29 protein-coding genes and 1 pseudogene are annotated in these 18,189 nt (G+C 62.1%); all 30 read right to left on the reverse strand.

Features of this window, described 5'->3' with window-relative positions; all coding sequences use genetic code 11:
• Positions 1 to 42: 42 nt before the first annotated feature.
• Positions 43 to 1,350: a replication-associated recombination protein A gene (locus tag MESCI2_RS0123690; protein ID WP_027038730.1), complete on the reverse strand. Its 1,308-nt coding sequence runs from the start codon at positions 1,348 to 1,350 to the stop codon at positions 43 to 45.
• 48 nt (positions 1,351 to 1,398) lie between these two features.
• Complete coding sequence (locus MESCI2_RS0123695; protein WP_027038731.1) at positions 1,399 to 2,886, reverse strand: DegQ family serine endoprotease; 1,488 nt, start codon at positions 2,884 to 2,886, stop codon at positions 1,399 to 1,401.
• Positions 2,887 to 3,085: 199 nt separating this feature from the next.
• Complete coding sequence (gene rplQ / locus MESCI2_RS0123700) at positions 3,086 to 3,517, reverse strand: 50S ribosomal protein L17 (RefSeq protein WP_027038732.1); 432 nt, start codon at positions 3,515 to 3,517, stop codon at positions 3,086 to 3,088.
• Positions 3,518 to 3,621: 104 nt separating this feature from the next.
• On the reverse strand, positions 3,622 to 4,632 hold the full coding sequence (locus tag MESCI2_RS0123705; protein WP_013531438.1) for a DNA-directed RNA polymerase subunit alpha: 1,011 nt from the start codon (positions 4,630 to 4,632) through the stop codon (positions 3,622 to 3,624).
• 103 nt (positions 4,633 to 4,735) lie between these two features.
• Complete coding sequence (gene rpsK / locus MESCI2_RS0123710; RefSeq protein ID WP_006205444.1) at positions 4,736 to 5,125, reverse strand: 30S ribosomal protein S11; 390 nt, start codon at positions 5,123 to 5,125, stop codon at positions 4,736 to 4,738.
• A gap of 126 nt (positions 5,126 to 5,251) precedes the next feature.
• Positions 5,252 to 5,620: a 30S ribosomal protein S13 gene (gene rpsM, locus MESCI2_RS0123715; protein ID WP_013531437.1), complete on the reverse strand. Its 369-nt coding sequence runs from the start codon at positions 5,618 to 5,620 to the stop codon at positions 5,252 to 5,254.
• 210 nt (positions 5,621 to 5,830) lie between these two features.
• Positions 5,831 to 6,427, reverse strand: a complete 597-nt coding sequence (locus MESCI2_RS0123720) for an adenylate kinase (RefSeq protein ID WP_027038733.1) — start codon at positions 6,425 to 6,427, stop codon at positions 5,831 to 5,833.
• Positions 6,424 to 7,764, reverse strand: coding sequence for a preprotein translocase subunit SecY (gene secY / locus MESCI2_RS0123725; protein ID WP_027038734.1), 1,341 nt, complete (start codon positions 7,762 to 7,764; stop codon positions 6,424 to 6,426). Before secY ends, MESCI2_RS0123720 begins: the two co-directional genes overlap by 4 nt.
• Positions 7,765 to 7,956: 192 nt before the next feature.
• Positions 7,957 to 8,433 (reverse strand): 50S ribosomal protein L15, encoded by a 477-nt coding sequence (gene rplO / locus MESCI2_RS0123730; RefSeq protein ID WP_013531434.1) that lies wholly within the window; start codon positions 8,431 to 8,433, stop codon positions 7,957 to 7,959.
• A 22-nt stretch (positions 8,434 to 8,455) separates the two neighbouring features.
• Positions 8,456 to 8,653 (reverse strand): 50S ribosomal protein L30, encoded by a 198-nt coding sequence (rpmD, locus tag MESCI2_RS0123735; protein WP_006205449.1) that lies wholly within the window; start codon positions 8,651 to 8,653, stop codon positions 8,456 to 8,458.
• A gap of 24 nt (positions 8,654 to 8,677) precedes the next feature.
• Positions 8,678 to 9,241, reverse strand: coding sequence for a 30S ribosomal protein S5 (rpsE, locus tag MESCI2_RS0123740; RefSeq protein ID WP_006333394.1), 564 nt, complete (start codon positions 9,239 to 9,241; stop codon positions 8,678 to 8,680).
• A 148-nt stretch (positions 9,242 to 9,389) separates the two neighbouring features.
• The gene (gene rplR / locus MESCI2_RS0123745) at positions 9,390 to 9,749 is read right to left on the reverse strand and encodes a 50S ribosomal protein L18 (RefSeq protein ID WP_027038735.1); all 360 of its coding nucleotides are present in this window, start codon (positions 9,747 to 9,749) and stop codon (positions 9,390 to 9,392) included.
• Positions 9,750 to 9,873: 124 nt separating this feature from the next.
• Positions 9,874 to 10,407, reverse strand: coding sequence for a 50S ribosomal protein L6 (gene rplF / locus MESCI2_RS0123750; protein ID WP_013531432.1), 534 nt, complete (start codon positions 10,405 to 10,407; stop codon positions 9,874 to 9,876).
• 89 nt (positions 10,408 to 10,496) lie between these two features.
• Complete coding sequence (gene rpsH, locus MESCI2_RS0123755; protein WP_013531431.1) at positions 10,497 to 10,895, reverse strand: 30S ribosomal protein S8; 399 nt, start codon at positions 10,893 to 10,895, stop codon at positions 10,497 to 10,499.
• Between the two features lie 12 nt (positions 10,896 to 10,907).
• The gene (gene rpsN / locus MESCI2_RS0123760) at positions 10,908 to 11,213 is read right to left on the reverse strand and encodes a 30S ribosomal protein S14 (RefSeq protein ID WP_013895695.1); all 306 of its coding nucleotides are present in this window, start codon (positions 11,211 to 11,213) and stop codon (positions 10,908 to 10,910) included.
• Between the two features lie 27 nt (positions 11,214 to 11,240).
• The gene (gene rplE / locus MESCI2_RS0123765; RefSeq protein ID WP_013531429.1) at positions 11,241 to 11,840 is read right to left on the reverse strand and encodes a 50S ribosomal protein L5; all 600 of its coding nucleotides are present in this window, start codon (positions 11,838 to 11,840) and stop codon (positions 11,241 to 11,243) included.
• Entirely contained in the window at positions 11,833 to 12,147 is a 315-nt protein-coding gene (gene rplX / locus MESCI2_RS0123770) for a 50S ribosomal protein L24 (protein ID WP_013531428.1), read from the reverse strand. The genes rplE and rplX overlap by 8 nt, the downstream gene beginning before the upstream one ends.
• Positions 12,148 to 12,159: 12 nt before the next feature.
• Positions 12,160 to 12,528, reverse strand: coding sequence for a 50S ribosomal protein L14 (rplN, locus tag MESCI2_RS0123775; protein WP_006205457.1), 369 nt, complete (start codon positions 12,526 to 12,528; stop codon positions 12,160 to 12,162).
• A gap of 83 nt (positions 12,529 to 12,611) precedes the next feature.
• Positions 12,612 to 12,851 (reverse strand): 30S ribosomal protein S17, encoded by a 240-nt coding sequence (gene rpsQ / locus MESCI2_RS0123780; RefSeq protein ID WP_010909280.1) that lies wholly within the window; start codon positions 12,849 to 12,851, stop codon positions 12,612 to 12,614.
• 11 nt (positions 12,852 to 12,862) lie between these two features.
• Positions 12,863 to 13,063, reverse strand: a complete 201-nt coding sequence (rpmC, locus tag MESCI2_RS0123785) for a 50S ribosomal protein L29 (protein ID WP_006205459.1) — start codon at positions 13,061 to 13,063, stop codon at positions 12,863 to 12,865.
• A gap of 13 nt (positions 13,064 to 13,076) precedes the next feature.
• Positions 13,077 to 13,490 (reverse strand): 50S ribosomal protein L16, encoded by a 414-nt coding sequence (gene rplP / locus MESCI2_RS0123790; RefSeq protein WP_013531427.1) that lies wholly within the window; start codon positions 13,488 to 13,490, stop codon positions 13,077 to 13,079.
• 27 nt (positions 13,491 to 13,517) lie between these two features.
• On the reverse strand, positions 13,518 to 14,243 hold the full coding sequence (gene rpsC, locus MESCI2_RS0123795) for a 30S ribosomal protein S3 (RefSeq protein ID WP_013531426.1): 726 nt from the start codon (positions 14,241 to 14,243) through the stop codon (positions 13,518 to 13,520).
• Complete coding sequence (gene rplV, locus MESCI2_RS0123800; RefSeq protein WP_006205462.1) at positions 14,243 to 14,632, reverse strand: 50S ribosomal protein L22; 390 nt, start codon at positions 14,630 to 14,632, stop codon at positions 14,243 to 14,245. Before rplV ends, rpsC begins: the two co-directional genes overlap by 1 nt.
• A 2-nt stretch (positions 14,633 to 14,634) precedes the next feature.
• Entirely contained in the window at positions 14,635 to 14,913 is a 279-nt protein-coding gene (gene rpsS, locus MESCI2_RS0123805) for a 30S ribosomal protein S19 (RefSeq protein ID WP_006205463.1), read from the reverse strand.
• Positions 14,914 to 14,929: 16 nt separating this feature from the next.
• A complete protein-coding gene (gene rplB / locus MESCI2_RS0123810) occupies positions 14,930 to 15,763 on the reverse strand; it encodes a 50S ribosomal protein L2 (RefSeq protein WP_024505067.1) in 834 nt (277 codons plus the stop codon).
• A gap of 22 nt (positions 15,764 to 15,785) precedes the next feature.
• Complete coding sequence (locus tag MESCI2_RS0123815; RefSeq protein ID WP_013531424.1) at positions 15,786 to 16,079, reverse strand: 50S ribosomal protein L23; 294 nt, start codon at positions 16,077 to 16,079, stop codon at positions 15,786 to 15,788.
• Positions 16,076 to 16,696 carry a 50S ribosomal protein L4 gene (gene rplD, locus MESCI2_RS0123820; protein ID WP_013531423.1) on the reverse strand — a complete coding sequence of 207 codons (621 nt, stop codon included), beginning with the start codon at positions 16,694 to 16,696 and terminating at the stop codon, positions 16,076 to 16,078. Before rplD ends, MESCI2_RS0123815 begins: the two co-directional genes overlap by 4 nt.
• Positions 16,696 to 17,424 (reverse strand): 50S ribosomal protein L3, encoded by a 729-nt coding sequence (rplC, locus tag MESCI2_RS0123825; RefSeq protein ID WP_013531422.1) that lies wholly within the window; start codon positions 17,422 to 17,424, stop codon positions 16,696 to 16,698. The genes rplD and rplC overlap by 1 nt, the downstream gene beginning before the upstream one ends.
• A 61-nt stretch (positions 17,425 to 17,485) precedes the next feature.
• Entirely contained in the window at positions 17,486 to 17,794 is a 309-nt protein-coding gene (gene rpsJ / locus MESCI2_RS0123830) for a 30S ribosomal protein S10 (protein WP_010909272.1), read from the reverse strand.
• A gap of 69 nt (positions 17,795 to 17,863) precedes the next feature.
• A pseudogene (tuf, locus tag MESCI2_RS01000000135260) lies at positions 17,864 to 18,189 on the reverse strand (elongation factor Tu); the annotation flags it as partial.

Here is an 18,189-nt window from a genome sequence, read left to right on the forward strand (position 1 = left end):
TGGCTGCCTGGTGGATCTGGTCAACGGCCTCACGCAAACCGGCTATTCCCGCTCCTTGCGCAGCTTCGCCCAATAGTCGAGCCGCTTCCTGATGTCGCGCTCGAAGCCGCGCTCGGGCGGATCATAGAAGGTCTGGCGGCCCATCTTCTCGGGAAAATAATCCTGACCCGAAAAGGCGTCCGGCTCGTCATGGTCGTAACGATAGCCGGCGCCATAATCCTCCTCTTTCATCAGCTTGGTCGGCGCGTTGAGGATGTGCTTGGGCGGCAGCAGCGAGCCATGTTCCTTGGCGGCGCGCGTGGCCGCTTTGAAAGCGTTGTAGACGGCATTGGATTTGGGTGCGGTGGCGAGATAGACGGTGGCCTCGGCAAAGGCGAGTTCGCCCTCGGGCGAGCCGAGATAGTCGTAGGCATCCTTGGCGGCATTGGCGACGACAAGCGCCTGCGGGTCGGCAAGGCCGATGTCTTCCATGGCCATGCGCACCAGCCGGCGGCCTAGATAGAGCGGATCCTCGCCGGCATCGAACATGCGCGCGAGATAGTAGAGAGCCGCGTCAGGATCGGAACCACGTACCGATTTGTGCAGCGCCGAGATCAGATTGTAGTGGCCGTCCTGGCCCTTGTCGTAGATCGGCGCGCGGCGCTGGACGATGCGCTGCAGACCCTCGGGATCGAAGACTTCGCCGGGCTTTGCCGCCCGCCAGACTTCTTCCGCGAGCGTCAGCGAGGCCCGGCCGTCGCCATCGCTCATGCGGATGAGCATGGCCCGCGCCTCGTCGTCAAGCGGCAGCGCCCTGCCCTCGGTCTCCTCGGCCCGCGCCATCAGCTTGGCGATGCTCTCCTCGCCAAGCGAGTGGAAGACCAGAACGCGCGCGCGCGACAACAAGGCAGCATTCAATTCGAAGGACGGGTTTTCGGTCGTGGCGCCAACCAGCACGACAGTTCCGTCTTCCATGACCGGGAGAAAGCTGTCCTGCTGGGCGCGGTTGAAGCGATGGATCTCGTCGACGAACAGCAAGGTCTGGCGGCCATTGGCACGGCGCAATTTGGCTGATTCGAACACCTTCTTCAGGTCGGCGACGCCGGAAAAGACAGCCGATATCTGCTCGAAGGCCAGGCTGGTTTCGCCGGCAAGCAGGCGCGCCACGGTGGTCTTGCCGGTGCCGGGCGGCCCCCAGAAAATCATCGAGCCGAGCGAGCCGGAACCGATCAACCGGGTCAGCGCGCCGTCAGGGCCGGTCAGATGCTCCTGGCCGACGACCTCGCCAAGATTCTTAGGCCGCAGCCTGTCGGCCAGCGGCCGCCCGGGCGGCGTCTTTTCCGGTTCATCGACGCTGAACAGATCGGCCATGCACTTCTTTTTCGTTGGAGCATGAGCCCGAATGCACGGAACCCAGCCCTAATAACGCAACACCTGACGCAGTATCTGCCCGCCGCGCTCGACCGTAAAGCGCCACCAGCGCGTATCCGTCTTGGCCGCCAGCTCCAGGGTCGCCGCGGTATCGATGGTGGTGCCGTTCACCTCGCGCACGATGTCGCCCGGCTGGAAGCCGAAATCGGCGGCCGGTGAATCGCGGTTGATGTCAACCACGGTGACGCCCTTGATGTCCGTGCGCAGGCCAAGCCGCTGCGCGAGCCGGGGCGACAGCTCCGCGACCTTGGCGCCCGAGAACGGGCTGCGCCCATGCAGCGTCACCTCGGCAGCCTTCATGCCTTCCGGAGCACGTTCCAGCGCGATATCCATCGCCGCCTGCTGGCCCTTGGTCAAAACCGCGAAATTCGCGGTGGTGCCGATCGACAGCGTCGCCATCCGGTAGTCCAACGCTTCGATGCTCTCGACCGGCTTGCCGTTGAGCTGCAGCACGACGTCGCCGGGCTTGAGCCCCGCCTTGGCGGCGGGTCCTGTCGTCTCAACCGACGAGACCAGCGCACCGGTCGGCTTCTCCATGCCGAGTGATTCGGCGATCTGCGGTGTCACCGCTTCGAACTCGGCGCCGATATAGGGCCGTTCGAAGAAATCGAGCCCGGCCTTGGCCGCGTCGGCAAAGGCGCGAACCATATTCGAGGGAATGGCAAAGCCGATGCCGATCGAACCGCCGCTGCGGCTGTAGATGGCGGTGTTGATGCCGACCAGCTGGCCGCCCATGTTGATCAGCGCGCCGCCGGAATTGCCAGGATTGATGGCGGCGTCGGTCTGGATGAAGAAGCTGGAATCGGAGACGCCGATATGGCTGCGGGCCAGTGCCGAGACGATGCCGCTGGTGGTGGTCTGGCCGACGCCGAAGGGGTTGCCGATGGCCAGCAGCAGATCGCCGACCTCGAGCGCGTCGGAATCGCCGATGGCAATGACCGGAAACGGCTTGTCCGAGGTGATCTTGAGCACGGCGAGGTCGAGCGTCTCGTCCTTGAGCAGCACCTTGCTGTCGAACTCACGCCCGTCAGCGGTCGCCACCTTGACCTGGTCGGCATCCTTGATGACGTGGTAATTGGTGACCACGATGCCGGTCGGATCGACCAGCACGCCGGAGCCCAGCGAAGACTGCGCACGCGGTTGCGAGCGGCCGAAGAATTCCTCGAAGAACGGATCCCCGTCGAAAGGCGATGTCACCTTGGCGGTCTGCGAGGCATAGACATTGACCACGGCGGGCGCCGTCTGCTTGACCAGCGGTGCAAACGACAGCTGCACCTCCTCGCGGCCGAACGGCACACGCTTGTCGGGACCAGCCGTGGCGTTCTCGCCCTCGACACCATGCAGCAGGTCGGTCAGCACATCGGACAGGCCGGGATCGGTCTTGGTCTCCTCGGCCAATGCCTGCCTGACCACCGGTGCGGCCGCAAACGCCATGAAGGCGAAAAGCAGAACAAAGGGCAGTCTTCTGGCGCGCATTCGCGAATCCTCCAAGGCAAGTTCGGGGGCATTGTCCCGACGATTGTGCAAAATGAAAGGCTAAGCCGCTGAAATCCGATTATTTTGGGCCAAAACCCCAGGGGCATGCCCGGAAATCGGATTCCGCCCCGGTTTGCTGCTTTCAGAAAACAAAAAAGGGGCCCGCAGGCCCCTTTGAACTCATTGGGAAAACCGAGCCTTATGCGGCTGCGGCATCCGCGTCGGCACCTTCGGCTTCGATGCGGGCGCGGTCGCCGGCGCCCTTGGCCGAGACGTCGCGATCCACGAACTCGATGACAGCCATGGCGGCGTTGTCACCATGACGGAAGCCCGCCTTCATGATGCGCAGATAGCCGCCATTGCGGTTGGCATAGCGCGGCGCGATAGTGTCGAACAGACGCTTGACGACGCCTTCATTGCCGATCTGGGCAATGACCTGGCGGCGGGCGTGCAGGTCGCCGCGCTTGCCGAGCGTCACCAGCTTCTCCACGATCGGACGCAGGTCCTTCGCCTTCGGCAAGGTCGTGACGATCTGCTCGTGCTCGAGCAGCGACACGGCGAGGTTGGCGAACATCGACTTGCGATGGCTAATGCTTCGGGCGAAGCGGCGGCCTTTGAAACCGTGGCGCATGGCTCTTTTCCTTCTTCAGTTGTTCAAGAGGCCGCGGCCTCTGATGGTTTTCCGCATGACCGTCGGATCGAGCGGCCCACGCCGCCGATCCTTGGAATTCATGCTCAATATTGGTCTTCGTAACGCTTAGCGAGGTCTTCGATGTTTTCCGGCGGCCAGTCCGGCACTTCCATGCCGAGGTGCAGGCCCATCGCCGCCAGGACTTCCTTGATCTCGTTCAACGACTTGCGGCCGAAGTTCGGTGTGCGCAGCATCTCGGCTTCGGTCTTCTGGATCAGGTCGCCGATATAGACGATGTTGTCGTTCTTCAGGCAGTTGGCCGAACGCACCGAAAGCTCGAGTTCGTCGACCTTTTTGAGCAGCGCCGGGTTGAAGGCGAGCTCGGTGACGGCCTCGGCGGCGACTTCCTTCTGCGGCTCGTCGAAGTTGACGAACAGGCCGAGCTGGTCCTGCAGGATGCGAGCGGCGAAAGCCACCGCGTCCTCGCCGGTGATCGAACCGTCGGTCTCGATCGTCATGGTCAGCTTGTCATAGTCGAGAACCTGGCCCTCGCGGGTGTTTTCGACCTTGTAGGAGACCTTCTTGACCGGCGAATAAAGGCTGTCGACCGGGATCAGGCCGATCGGCGCGTCTTCGGCGCGGTTGCGGTCGGCCGGCACGTAACCCTTGCCGGTGTCGACGGTGAATTCCATGCGGATTTCAGCGCCTTCGTCCAGCGTGCAGATGACGTGGTCGGGGTTGAGGATCTCGACGTCGCCGACCGTCTGGATGTCGCCGGCAAGAACCGCACCCGGTCCCTGCTTGCGAACGACCATGCGCTTGGGACCATCGCCTTCCATGCGGATGGCGATTTCCTTGATGTTGAGGACGATATCGGTCACGTCCTCGCGCACGCCGGCGATGGACGAGAATTCATGCAGAACGCCGTCGATCTGCACGGCGGTAACAGCCGCACCGCGCAGCGAAGACAGAAGCACGCGGCGCAGCGCGTTGCCCAGCGTCAGGCCAAAGCCACGCTCGAGAGGCTCGGCGACCAGCGTGGTCAGCGTCTTCTTCTTCGACGAGAACTCGATCTTGTTCGGCTTGATCAGTTCCTGCCAATTTTTCTGGATCATGATGCTTTCCTTCCGTTGACCCGCCACCATCCAATCGTGGCGGGCGACCTGGAATGCCGCGGAGGAGCGCCCAAGGGGCGCTCGCGCGGCGTTCGGTAAATGCTTAGACGCGACGCTTCTTGCGCGGGCGGCAGCCATTGTGCGGGATCGGCGTCACATCACGGATCGAGGTGATGGTGAAGCCGGCCGCCTGCAGGGCGCGCAGTGCCGATTCACGACCGGAGCCGGGTCCGCAGACCTCGACTTCGAGCATGCGCATGCCGTGTTCCTGGGCCTTCTTGGCAACATCCTCGGCAGCCATCTGGGCAGCGAACGGGGTCGACTTGCGCGAACCCTTGAAGCCCTGGGCACCGGCCGACGACCAGGCAATCGAATTGCCCTGCGCGTCGGTGATGGTGATCATCGTGTTGTTGAAGGTCGAATTGACGTGGGCAACGCCCGACGAAATGTTCTTGCGTTCGCGACGGCGAACACGAGCGGCTTCCTTGGCCATGATAGTCCTTTCAGTTGATCTCTACACCGCCGTAATGCCAGCGGCTCCACCTAGGAAAGCGAGTAGTGAGTAGGGATTAGCGAATAGGGTCCCCTACTCGCTATTGGCTACTCGCTATTCGCTGACTTACTTCTTCTTGCCGGCGATCGACTTGGCCGGGCCCTTGCGGGTGCGCGCATTGGTATGCGTGCGCTGGCCACGGACCGGCAGCGAGCGGCGATGACGCAGGCCGCGGTAGCAGCCGAGGTCCATGAGCCGCTTGATGTTCATCGAGACTTCGCGGCGCAGGTCGCCTTCAACCTGGTAATCGCGGTCGATGGTTTCGCGGATCTGCAGCACTTCCGCGTCGGTCAGCTGGTTGACGCGGCGCTCGGCCGGGATGCCGACCTTGTCGACGATCTCCTGGGCGAACCGCTTGCCAATGCCGTGAATGTACTGAAGCGCAATGACAACGCGCTTGTTGGTCGGAATGTTGACGCCGGCTATACGAGCCATGTTCTTCCCTTCTCCATGTGGGCCAGCCAACCCTCGAAAACAAGGCAGGCTCGGCGCTGTCTTAAGTTGCCCCGCGTCCGGTGGAGGCCGGCCCATGCGGGAGTTTCCAGTTCAATGCGGCTGCCTTGCCCTTGCGGACAAGCAAAGCTCATGCCTGATAGGAAGACGGGCCGCCATACCGCAGCGAACCGCCTCCGTCAAGTGCAATCGTTAATTTCCCCGCACCGCGTCCTTGAGCACCGCTTCGATCTGTTCCGTCACGGCGTCGATATCGGCCATGCCGTCGACACTGCGGAGCTTGCCCTTGGCATAGTAGTAGCCAATCAGCGGCGACGTCTTCTTGTAGTATTCCCTCAGCCGCTCTTCGAACACGGTCGGGTTGTCGTCCTTGCGAACGGGAAGGCCGGCGGCCTGTGCCTCGTCGGCGCGCTTGACGATCCGGCCAACCAGGGCCTTGTCGTCGACCACGAGCTCAATGACGGCGTCGAGGCCCTGGGAGCGATCCGTCAGCATCTGCTCGACCGCATCCGCCTGCACCAGGGTCCGCGGATAGCCGTCGAGGATGAACCCTTTGGCGCAATCCGGCTGATCGATACGCTCGGCGACGATCGCGTTGACGATCGCATCGGACACCAGTTCACCGGCATCCATCACCGCCTTGGCGCGCTTGCCGACTTCGGTGCCTGCCTGGACGGCAGCACGCAGCATGTCGCCCGTCGAGAGCTGGGGTATGCCGTGTTTTTCTACCAGTCTTTGTGCTTGCGTCCCCTTGCCCGCTCCTGGCGGCCCAAGCAATATCAACCTCATCTGGCTTTCTTCCCCCCGCGCAGCTTCGACTTCTTGATCAGGCCTTCATACTGGTGCGCGATCAGGTGACCCTGAATCTGCGCAACCGTATCGAGCGTGACACTGACCACGATCAGAAGCGATGTGCCACCAAGGTAGAATGGTACGCCAGTCGCCGAGATCAGGAACTCCGGCAGCAAGCACACCAGCACCAGATAGATGGCGCCGACGACGGTGATGCGGGTGAGAACGTAATCGATGTAATCGGCGGTGCGCTCGCCCGGACGATAACCCGGGATGAAGCCCGAATGCTTCTTGAGCTGGTCGGCGGTGTCCTTCGGGTTGAAGACAATCGCAGTGTAGAAGAAAGCGAAGAACGCGATCATCGCCGCATAGAATGCCATGTAGAGCGGCTGGCCATGGCCGAGCGCGGCCAGGATGGTGCTTGCCCAGGCCGGCATGTTGGCCGTCTGCGAGAAGCCCGCGACGGTGGCCGGCAGCAACAGCAGCGACGAGGCGAAGATCGGCGGAATGACACCCGACGTGTTGAGCTTCAGCGGCAGATGCGAGGTATCGCCCTGGAACATGCGGTTGCCGACCTGGCGCTTCGGATACTGGATCAGCAAGCGGCGCTGGGCGCGCTCGAAGAACACGATGAGCGCGATGACGACGACAGCCAGCACGATGATCGCCAGGATCAAGCCGGTCGACAGCGCGCCGGTACGGCCAAGCTCAAGCGTGCCGGAGATGGCATGCGGCAGGCCGGCGACGATGCCGGAGAAGATGATCAGCGAAATGCCGTTGCCGATGCCGCGCGCGGTGATCTGCTCGCCCAGCCACATCAGGAACATGGTGCCGCCGACCAGCGTGACGACGGTCGAGATGCGGAAGAACATGCCGGGATCGCTGACGATGCCATTGCCGCCTTCCAGGCCGACAGAAATGCCATAGGCCTGAACCAGCGCAAGCAGCACGGTGCCGTAACGCGTATACTGGTTGATGACCTTGCGGCCCTGTTCGCCTTCCTTCTTCAGCGCTTCCAGTGACGGGATGACCGAGGTCATCAGCTGCATGATGATGGAGGCGGAGATGTAAGGCATGATGCCGAGCGCAAAGATCGCCATGCGCTGCACGGCGCCGCCGGCGAACATGTTGAACATGCCGAGCACGCCCTTGCTCTGCGAAGAGAAGGCCTGGGCGAAGGCGTCGGGATTGATACCGGGAAGCGGGATGTAGGTGCCGAGGCGATAAACCAGCAGCGCGCCGATCGTGAACCAGATGCGCTTCTTCAAATCCTCCGCCTTGGCGAAGGCCGAGAAATTCAGATTCGAGGCTAATTGTTCAGCAGCCGAAGCCATGCCTGATTCTCCGCTTGGTAACGCTTGATGGCCCTGAGGTCAGGCGGCGCGTTTCACCGAAGCTCACGAGATAAGCTCCGGGCTCTAAACATGCAAGCGGCCGCGTTGACGCGGCCGCCTCGTTGAGCAGATCAAAGCGCAATCGTGAGCAAAAACGGATGCCACTCCTGCCGATCGCGCTTCAAATTGCCGTTACTCGGCAGCTGCCTTTTCCTGCGGCAGCTTGACCGAACCGCCGGCCTTTTCGATCTTCTCGATCGCGGCCTTGGAGGCGCCGGCAACGTCAAAGGCGAGCTTCGCCTTGATCTCGCCGTCCGAGAGGATGCGCACGCCGTCCTTGACGCGGCGGATGACGCCGGCGGCAACCAGCGATTCAGCCGTCACGGTCGCCTTGGCGTCGAGCTTCTTGGCGTCGATGGCCACCTGGATGCGGGCCAGCGACACAACGGTGAAGCTCTTGGCGAAGATGTTGTTGAAGCCACGCTTCGGCAGGCGCCGATAGAGCGGCATCTGGCCGCCCTCGAAGCCGTTGATGGCGACGCCGGAGCGCGCCTTCTGGCCCTTGACGCCACGACCGCCGGTCTTGCCGGAGCCGGAGCCGATACCACGGCCGAGACGCTTCTTGGAGTGCGTCGCGCCGTCCTTGTCACGCAGATCGTTGAGTTTCATCTGAGTTCTCCTGCGCTCTGGCTCAGCCCTCGTCCACGACGCGGACGAGATGCTGGACGGCAGCGATCATGCCGCGCACGGAGGGCGTATCTTCCAGCGTGCGCTGCTTGTGCATCTTGTTGAGGCCGAGGCCGACCAGCGTCGCGCGCTGTTCCTTCGGACGGCGGATCGGCGAACCGATCTGCTCAACGGTGATGGTCTTGGTTGCTTTCTTGGCCATGGTCAAAATCCCTGGTCAGATCGACTATTCTTCAGCCGCAACGGCGGTGCCGCGGCGGGCCTGAAGGGTCGAATACTTGATGCCGCGAGCAGCAGCCACATCCTTGGGATGCATCTGGCTCTTCAGCGCGTCGAAGGTGGCGCGAACCATGTTGTAGGGGTTCGACGAACCCATCGACTTGGCGACCACGTCATGCATGCCGAGCGTCTCGAAGACAGCGCGCATCGGGCCACCGGCGATGATGCCGGTACCTTGCTTGGCGGCGCGCAGCAGCACGCGTCCAGCACCCCAGCGTCCTTCGACGTCGTGATGCAGCGTACGGCCCGAGCGCAGCGGCACGAAGATCATGTCGCGCTTGGCCGATTCAGTTGCCTTGCGGATGGCTTCCGGCACTTCGCGCGCCTTGCCGTGACCAAAGCCGACACGGCCCTTCTGGTCACCGACGACGACGAGTGCTGCAAAACCGAAGCGACGGCCGCCCTTGACGACCTTGGCGACGCGGTTGATGTGGACGAGCTTGTCCACCATGCCGTCATCGCGCTCTTCACGATCGCGGCCGCGGCCGCCATCCCTACGTTCCTGTGCCATATCCTGTTCCTTGTTTTTTTCCGGAAGCACGGTTGCTGATAAGATCCGGTGCCTCGCCCCGAATAAATCGGGAAACGGTCACCGGGGGCGAAATCAATCCCTTCGCATAATCCCTATCCGAAAAGTCTGCAACTTTTCGGGACTATGCTTAGAAGCTCAAGCCGCCTTCGCGGGCAGCCTCGGCGAGCGCCTTGACGCGGCCGTGATAGATGTAGGCACCGCGGTCGAAGACGACTTCCTTGACGCCGGCCTTGGTGGCGCGCTCGGCGATCAGCTTGCCGATCGCGGCGGCGGCAGCGGTGTCGGCGCCGGTCTTGAGCGAACCCTTGAGGTCCTTCTCGAGCGTCGAAGCGGCAGCGATGGTGTGGCCCTTGGCGTCGTCGATGACCTGCACATAGATGTTCTTCGACGTGCGGTGGACCGACAGACGCGGACGCTCGCCGGCGACCTTCTTGATCTGACGACGGACGCGCTGCGCGCGGCGCTGCGTGGATTCCTTGGTACCCATGATGGTCTTCCTTGCCTTCAAAAAACGGGGGCCGCCATATGCGGTAGGCGAAAGCGCCTCCCGCGACCGCTCCCCGCGGCGTTACACTTCTTGGCTTGGCCTCAACTTCTCGACGCCAGGCCCGCTACTTCTTCTTGCCTTCCTTGCGGACGATCTTCTCGCCGGCATAGCGGACGCCCTTGCCCTTGTAGGGCTCGGGACCACGATACTCGCGGATCTCGGCCGCAACCTGGCCGACCTGCTGCTTGTCGATGCCGGCCACGGTGATTTCAGTCGGCTTCGGCACGGTGATGGTGATGCCCTGCGGCGTCTCATAGACGACGTCATGGCTGAAGCCAAGCGCCAGCTGCAGGTTCTTGCCCTGAAGTGCCGCGCGATAGCCGACGCCGGTGATCTCGAGCTTCTTCTCGAAACCGTCCTTGACGCCCTGCAGGATGTTGACGATCTGCGTGCGCGACATGCCCCACTTGGAGCGGGCGGTCTTGGTCTGGTCGCGCGGCTGGACAGCAATCTCGCTGCCTTCCATCTTGACCAGCACTTCGTCGTTCACCACGAACTTCAGCTCACCCTTGGGGCCCTTCGCCGTCACGGTCTGGCCGTTGACGGTCGCGGTCACGCCCTGCGGCAGCGAAACGGGTTTCTTTCCAATACGAGACATTTTGTTGTCCTCGTCACTTCTCTTGTTTCAGGTCTCTGTCTTCGGGAACGATCCGAAGACCGGATTCCACTTTGCGGTCAACTGCCAGATCAGAAGATCTGGCAGAGGATCTCACCGCCGACGTTCTGTTCACGTGCTTCATGGTCGGCCATCACGCCCTTCGGTGTCGAAAGGATGGCGATGCCGAGGCCGTTGGCGACCTGCGGGATCGACTTGGCCGAAACATAGACGCGGCGGCCTGGCTTCGAGACGCGGGCGATTTCGCGCACGACCGGCGCGCCGTCGAAATACTTCAGCTCGATTTCGATTTCGGACTTGCCGTTGTCGAAGTCGGTCTGGCTGTAATCGCGGATATAGCCTTCAGCCTTCAGCACGTCGAGGACGCGGGTGCGCAGACGCGAAGCCGGCGTCGAAACGCTCGACTTCTTGCGGCCATACGCGTTGCGGATGCGGGTCAGCATATCGCCGAGAGGATCGCTCAATGACATATTATGTCCTCCTTACCAGCTCGACTTGACCAGGCCCGGGATCTGGCCGTTATTGCCGAGATCACGAAGCGCGATGCGCGATACTTTGAGCTTGCGATAGTAGGCGCGCGGACGGCCGGTGACTTCGCAGCGGTTGCGGATGCGGATCTTGGCCGAGTTGCGCGGCATCGCGGCAAGCTTGAGCTGAGCGCGGAAGCGCTCTTCCATCGGCTTGGACTGATCCATGATGATCGCCTTCAGGGCAGCGCGCTTGGGACCGTACTGGTCGGCAAGCTTGCGGCGCCTGTTGTTCTTCTCGACTGAGCTGGTCTTTGCCATTTCAGATTTTTCCTTTTCTCGCTGCCGTTACTGGCGGAAGGGGAAGTTGAAGGCCTTGAGCAATGCCCTGGCTTCGTCATCCGTCTTCGCAGTCGTACAAACGATGACGTCCATGCCCCAGATCTGATCAACCTTGTCGTAGTTGATCTCCGGGAACACGATGTGTTCCTTGATGCCCATGGCGTAGTTGCCACGGCCATCGAAGCTCTTCGGATTCAGTCCGCGAAAGTCGCGGACGCGCGGCAGTGCGATGTTCACGAGGCGGTCGAGGAACTCGTACATGCGTTCCTTGCGCAACGTGACCTTGGCGCCGATCGGCATCTTCTCGCGGACCTTGAAGCCTGCGATCGAGTTGCGGGCGCGGGTGACGACGGCCTTCTGGCCGGCGATCATCGCCAGGTCTTCGGCCGCGATCGAAGGCTTCTTCGAATCGGCGGTCGCTTCGCCAACGCCCATGTTCAGCACGATCTTGTCGATGCGCGGAACCTGCATCTCGTTGTCGTAGCCGAACTGTTCCTGCAGCGCCTTGCGGATGGTCTCGTTGTAGACCTGCTTGAGGCGCGGCGTGTTCTGAGCCTTGGACTGTTTGCTTTCAGCCTTGGGCTTCGTGGTTTGAGCCTTAGCCATTGATGACTTCTCCCGAGCGCTTGGCGACGCGCACCTTCTTGCCGTCCTTCTGGAAGATGAAGCCGACGCGGGTCGGCTTGCCATCCTTGGGGTCGGCCAGCGCGATGTTCGACAGCTGGATCGGCGCTTCCTTGGTGATGATCCCGCCCTCTTGGGACTGGGACTGCTTCTGGTGACGACGGATCATGTTGACGCCGCGCACCAGCGCGGTGTCTTCCTTCGGCTGCACCGAGAGGACTTCGCCCGAACGGCCCTTGTCCTTGCCGGCCAGCACGACGACCTTGTCGCCTTTTCTAATCTTTTGCATTGGTCCGGCTCCTTACAGCACTTCAGGCGCGAGCGAGATGATCTTCATGTGGTTCTTGGCGCGGAGTTCGCGCGGAACCGGTCCGAAGATACGCGTGCCGATCGGCTCTTTCTTGTTGTCGACGAGAACGGCCGCGTTCTTGTCGAAACGGATCACGCTGCCGTCCGGGCGGCGGATGTCCTTGGCCGTGCGAACCACGACCGCCTTCATCACATCGCCCTTCTTAACGCGGCCGCGCGGAATGGCTTCCTTGATCGACACCACGATGATGTCGCCCACGGAAGCGTATTTCCGCTTCGAGCCGCCCAGCACCTTGATGCACATGACACGACGGGCGCCGGAATTATCCGCGACGTCGAGGTTTGTTTGCATCTGAATCATGACTGGCCGCCTTCTTCTCTTCTAACGGGATGGGCTCAAAGCCCCTCCCCGGTCTGTCCAAAATTCGTTGTTTACGCCCGAGGTCAGGCTTGGTCCGAAGACACGACGATCCAGCGCTTGTCCTTGGAAATCGGCTTCGATTCCTGGATGAACACCTGATCGCCAACCTTGTGGGCGTTGTTCTCGTCGTGCGCCTTGTACTTCTTGGTCATGCGCACGGTCTTCTTCATCACGGGATGCGTGAAGCGCCGTTCGACCTTGACGACAACCGTCTTCTCGTTCTTGTCGCTGACGACGGTGCCCTGCAGAATGCGCTTTGGCATGGTTTTCGTCCTTAAGCCTTCTTAGCCGCGGACTTTTCCGCAGCGATGGTCTTGATACGCGCAATATCCTTACGGACCTGTCTCACGCGCGCGGTCTTCTCGAGCTGGCCGGTGGCCTTCTGGAAGCGCAGGTTGAACTGCTCCTTCTTCAGGCTGGCCAGGTCGTCGGTCAGCTGGTCCTGGGTCTTGGTCCGGATGTCTTCGGCTTTCATGATCAGCCCGTCCTTATTCTGCGATGCGCTGCACGAAGCGCGTCTTGACCGAGAGCTTGGCCGCGCCGAGACGCAGTGCCTCACGGGCGGTTTCTTCATTGACGCCGTCGATCTCGAACATGATGCGGCCCGGCTTGACGCGCGCCGCCCAATAATCGACCGCGCCCTTGCCCTTACCCATGCGGACTTCGGTCGGCTTCGAAGTGACCGGCACGTCCGGGAAAATACGGATCCAGACGCGACCAGCGCGCTTCATTTCACGCGTGATCGCGCGGCGGGCCGCCTCGATCTCACGTGCGGTGACGCGGTTCGGCTCAAGCGCCTTCAGCCCGAAACCACCGAAATCCAGGTTGGTGCCGCCCTTTGCGGTACCATGGATACGGCCCTTGAACTGCTTGCGGAACTTTGTGCGCTTTGGCTGCAGCATCGTTCTAACTCCAAATTCCTAAATGTCTCAGGCGTTTTCGCGACGACGACCGCGTTCGCGATCACCACCACCGCCATGCGCTGCATCGCTTTCGCTGGCCCGACGCTCCGAAGCCATCGGGTCATGCTCAAGGATTTCGCCCTTGAACACCCAGACCTTGACGCCGCAGATGCCATAAGCCGTGTGCGCTTCGGCCGTACCGTAGTCGACGTCCGCACGCAGCGTATGCAGCGGCACGCGGCCTTCGCGATACCATTCCATGCGCGCGATCTCGGCACCGCCGAGGCGGCCGGCGCAGTTGATGCGGATGCCTTCGGCACCGAGGCGCATCGCCGACTGAACGGCACGCTTCATGGCGCGGCGGAACGCGATACGACGCTCGAGCTGCTGGGCGATCGACTGGGCGACCAGGGTCGCGTCGATCTCCGGCTTGCGCACTTCAACGATGTTGAGGTGCGTCTCGGACTTCGTCATCTCCATCAGCTTCTTGCGAAGCTTCTCGATGTCGGCGCCCTTCTTGCCGATGATCAGACCCGGGCGCGCGGCGTGGATGGTGACGCGGCACTTCTTGTGCGGACGCTCGATCACGACCTTCGAGATGGCAGCCTGCTTGAGCTCCTTCTCGAGATACTTGCGGATCTTGATGTCCTCATGCAGCAGCTTGCCGTACTCGCCGGTGTTCGCGAACCAGCGCGAATCCCAGGTGCGGTTGATGCCGAGGCGAAGACCGATCGGATTGACTTTCTGGCCCATTATGCGGCCTCCCCTTTTTCTTCGACTTCACGAACGACGATCGTGAGGTGCGAGAACGGCTTCTCGATACGGCTGGCGCGACCGCGGCCACGGGCATGGAACCGCTTCATGACGATCGACTTGCCGACATAGGCTTCCGCCACGATCAGTGCATCGACATCCAGGTCGTGGTTGTTTTCCGCGTTGGCGATTGCCGATTCCAGCGTCTTCTTGACCGTGCCGGAAATCCGCTTGGCCGAGAATTCGAGATCGGAAAGCGCTGTCGCGACCTTCTTGCCGCGGATCAGCGCGGCAACGAGGTTCAGCTTCTGCGGGCTGATACGGATCGTGCGCAATACGGCGCGCGCTTCGTTATCAGCAAGCCTGCGCGGAGCTTTGGCCTTGCCCATGATTATTTCCTCTTCGCCTTCTTATCCGCGCCGTGACCGTAATAGGTCCGGGTCGGAGCGAATTCACCGAACTTGTGACCGACCATGTCCTCGTTCACCGAGACGGGAACATGCTTCTGGCCGTTGTAGACACCGAAGGTGAAGCCGACGAACTGCGGCAGGATGGTGGAGCGACGGCTCCACATCTTGATCACCTCATTGCGACCACCTTCACGAACCTTGTCCACCTTCTTGAGAAGGTAGCCGTCAATGAAGGGGCCTTTCCAAATCGAACGAGTCACTTGGCGTTACCTCTTCTTAGCTCTTGCGCTGATGGCGCGAGCGCAGGATGAACTTGTCGGTCGCCTTGTTGGACCGCGTCTTCTTGCCCTTGGTCGGCTTGCCCCAGGGCGAAACCGGATGGCGGCCACCCGAGGTGCGGCCTTCGCCGCCGCCGTGCGGATGGTCGACCGGGTTCATGGTCACGCCGCGATTGTGCGGGCGCTTGCCACGCCAAACCGTGCGACCGGCCTTGCCGTCGTTGATGTTGCCGTGGTCCGGATTGGACACGGCGCCGACAGTGGCCATGCAGGAGCCGTGAACGACACGCTGCTCGCCCGAATTGAGGCGCAGGATCGCCATGCCCTGGTCACGACCGACCAGCTGACCGTAACCACCTGCCGAACGGGCGACCTGCGCGCCCTTGCCCGGCTTCAGCTCGATGTTGTGGACGATGGTGCCGACCGGCATCGAAGCCAGCGGCATCGCATTGCCCGGCTTCACGTCGACCGATTCACCGGACACGATCTTGTCGCCGGGAGCCAGACGCTGCGGAGCGATGATGTAGGACAGCTCGCCATCGTCATACTTGATCAGCGCGATGAAGGCGGTGCGGTTCGGATCGTATTCAATGCGCTCGACCGTGCCGACGACGTCGAACTTGCGGCGCTTGAAGTCGATGATGCGGTACGAACGCTTGTGACCACCGCCGATGAAGCGGGCGGTGATGCGACCATGATTGTTGCGGCCGCCCGACTTGGTCAGGCCTTCGGTCAGACCCTTGACGGGCTTGCCCTTGTAGAGGCCCGAGCGGTCGACGATGACCAGCTGACGGGTGCTGGGCGTTACCGGGTTGAATTTTTTCAGTGCCATTGTTCTGTCCTCGCGGCCTTGCTCAGAGACCCGTCGCGACGTCGATCGACTGGCCATCGGCCAGCGTCACAACCGCCTTCTTGACGTCGCTCTGGCGGCCAACCGTGCCACGGAAGCGCTTGATCTTGCCCTTGCGGACAAGCGTGTTCACGGCCATCACCTTGACGCCGAACAGCGCTTCGACGGCGGCCTTGATTTCCGGCTTCGACGCCTTCTTGGCGACGTTGAAGACGACCTTGTTCTGCTCGGAGGCCATGGTCGACTTTTCGGTGATCGCCGGCGAGACGATCACGTCGTAATGACGAAGGTCGGTCATTTAAAGCGCTCCTCGAGAGCCTCGACGGCGGCCTTCGAAAGGACCAGCGTGCCGCGGCGCAGAATGTCGTAGACGTTGATGCCCTGGATGGGCAGCACGTCGATGTTGGGGATGTTCGTCGCCGCCAGCTTGAAGTTCTTGTCAAGCTCGGCGCCGCCGATCAGCAAAGCGTTGGTCAGGCCCAGCGTCGCGAAATTCGCGATCAGCGCCTTCGTCTTGGCCTCGGTCAGCTTCAGCTCGTCGATGATGATGATCGACGCGCTCTTGGCCTTGGCCGAGAGAGCATGCTTGAGGCCGAGAGCACGAACCTTCTTCGGCAATTCGTGCTCGTGGCTGCGAACGACCGGGCCGTGGGCCTTGCCGCCGCCGCGGAACTGCGGAGCGCGTGCCGAATGGTGACGGGCGCGGCCCGTACCCTTCTGCTTGTACATCTTGGCGCCGGTGCGCGCGATCTCGGCGCGACCCTTGGTCTTGTGCGTGCCCTGCTGCTTCTTGGCAAGCTGCCAGCGCACGACGCGCTGCAGGATGTCTTCACGCGGATCAAGGCCGAAAATCTCGTCGGAGAGTTCCACCTTGCCGGCGTCCTTGCCGCCCAGCGTTGTGATCTTGAGATCCATTATTCCGCTCCCTCTGTGGCCGGAGCCTCGTTCTTGGCGCCACTTTCGGCAGCAACGGCGCGGATCGCGGCAGGCTTCGGCGCATTGGCCGGCAGTGCCACCTTGGCCGCATCGCGGACCAGGATCCAGGCGCCCTTCGATCCGGGAACCGCACCGCGGATCAGGATCAGGCCGCGGTCGGCGTCGGTCGATACGATCTCGACATTCTGCGTGGTGACGCGGGTGTCGCCCATGTGGCCAGCCATATGCTTGCCCTTGAACACCTTGCCCGGGTCCTGGCGCTGGCCGGTCGAACCGTGCGTACGGTGCGAAACCGAGTTACCGTGCGTTGCACGGCCACCGCCCATGTGGTGGCGCTTGATGACGCCCTGGAAACCCTTGCCGATCGTCGTGCCCGTCACATCGACCTTCTGGCCGGCGACGAAATGCTCGACAGTGATCTCGGCGCCGACATCGATCATGTTGTCGGCGGAGACGCGGAACTCGGCGACCTTCGCCTTCGGCTCGACGGAAGCGGTCGCGAAATGGCCGCGCATCGCCTTTGACGTGTTCTTCACCTTGGCAAGGCCAACGCCGAGCTGAACGGCGGTGTAGCCATTCTTCTCTTGCGTGCGCTGGGCCACGACCTGGCAGTTCTCCATCAGGAGAACGGTGACGGGAACATGTTCCCCGGCATCGTTGTAGATGCGGGTCATTCCCACCTTCTTTGCAATCACACCTGAACGCATCGGTTCAATTCCTTTAGAGTTCCGGGCCAGGGGCACCGCCCCTTACCGCGCTCTCATTCCCTTAGAGCTTGATCTCGACGTCGACGCCGGCGGCCAGATCGAGCTTCATCAAAGCATCGACCGTCTGCGGGGTCGGATCGACGATGTCGAGCAGACGCTTGTGCGTGCGCATCTCGAACTGCTCGCGGCTCTTCTTGTCGACGTGAGGCGACCGGTTGACCGTGAACTTTTCGATCCGCGTCGGCAGCGGAATGGGGCCGCGGACGTTTGCGCCGGTACGCTTGGCCGTCGACACGATTTCCTTCGTCGAGGCGTCGAGCACGCGGTGGTCAAACGCCTTAAGGCGGATGCGGATATTCTGTCCGTTCATGCGTCACTTCCTTGTTCTGGCGCGGCGCGGGCAACTCCCGCGCCCGCGACAGATCGGTTTAAGTCCAAATTACTCTTTGATGGTGACGACGATGCCGGCACCGACGGTGCGGCCGCCTTCACGGATAGCGAAGCGCAGCTTCTCTTCCATGGCGATCGGCACGATCAGCTCGACATCGACCGTGATGTTGTCGCCCGGCATCACCATTTCGGTGCCTTCCGGCAGCGACACGATGCCGGTCACGTCGGTCGTGCGGAAGTAGAACTGCGGACGGTAGTTGGTGAAGAACGGCGTGTGACGGCCACCTTCGTCCTTGGTCAGGATGTAGGCTTCGGCCACGAACTTCTTGTGCGGCTTCACCGTGCCCGGCTTGGCCAGAACCTGGCCGCGCTCGA

This window comes from Mesorhizobium ciceri WSM4083, assembly GCF_000519305.1.
Taxonomy (GTDB): Bacteria; Pseudomonadota; Alphaproteobacteria; order Rhizobiales; family Rhizobiaceae; genus Mesorhizobium; species Mesorhizobium ciceri_B.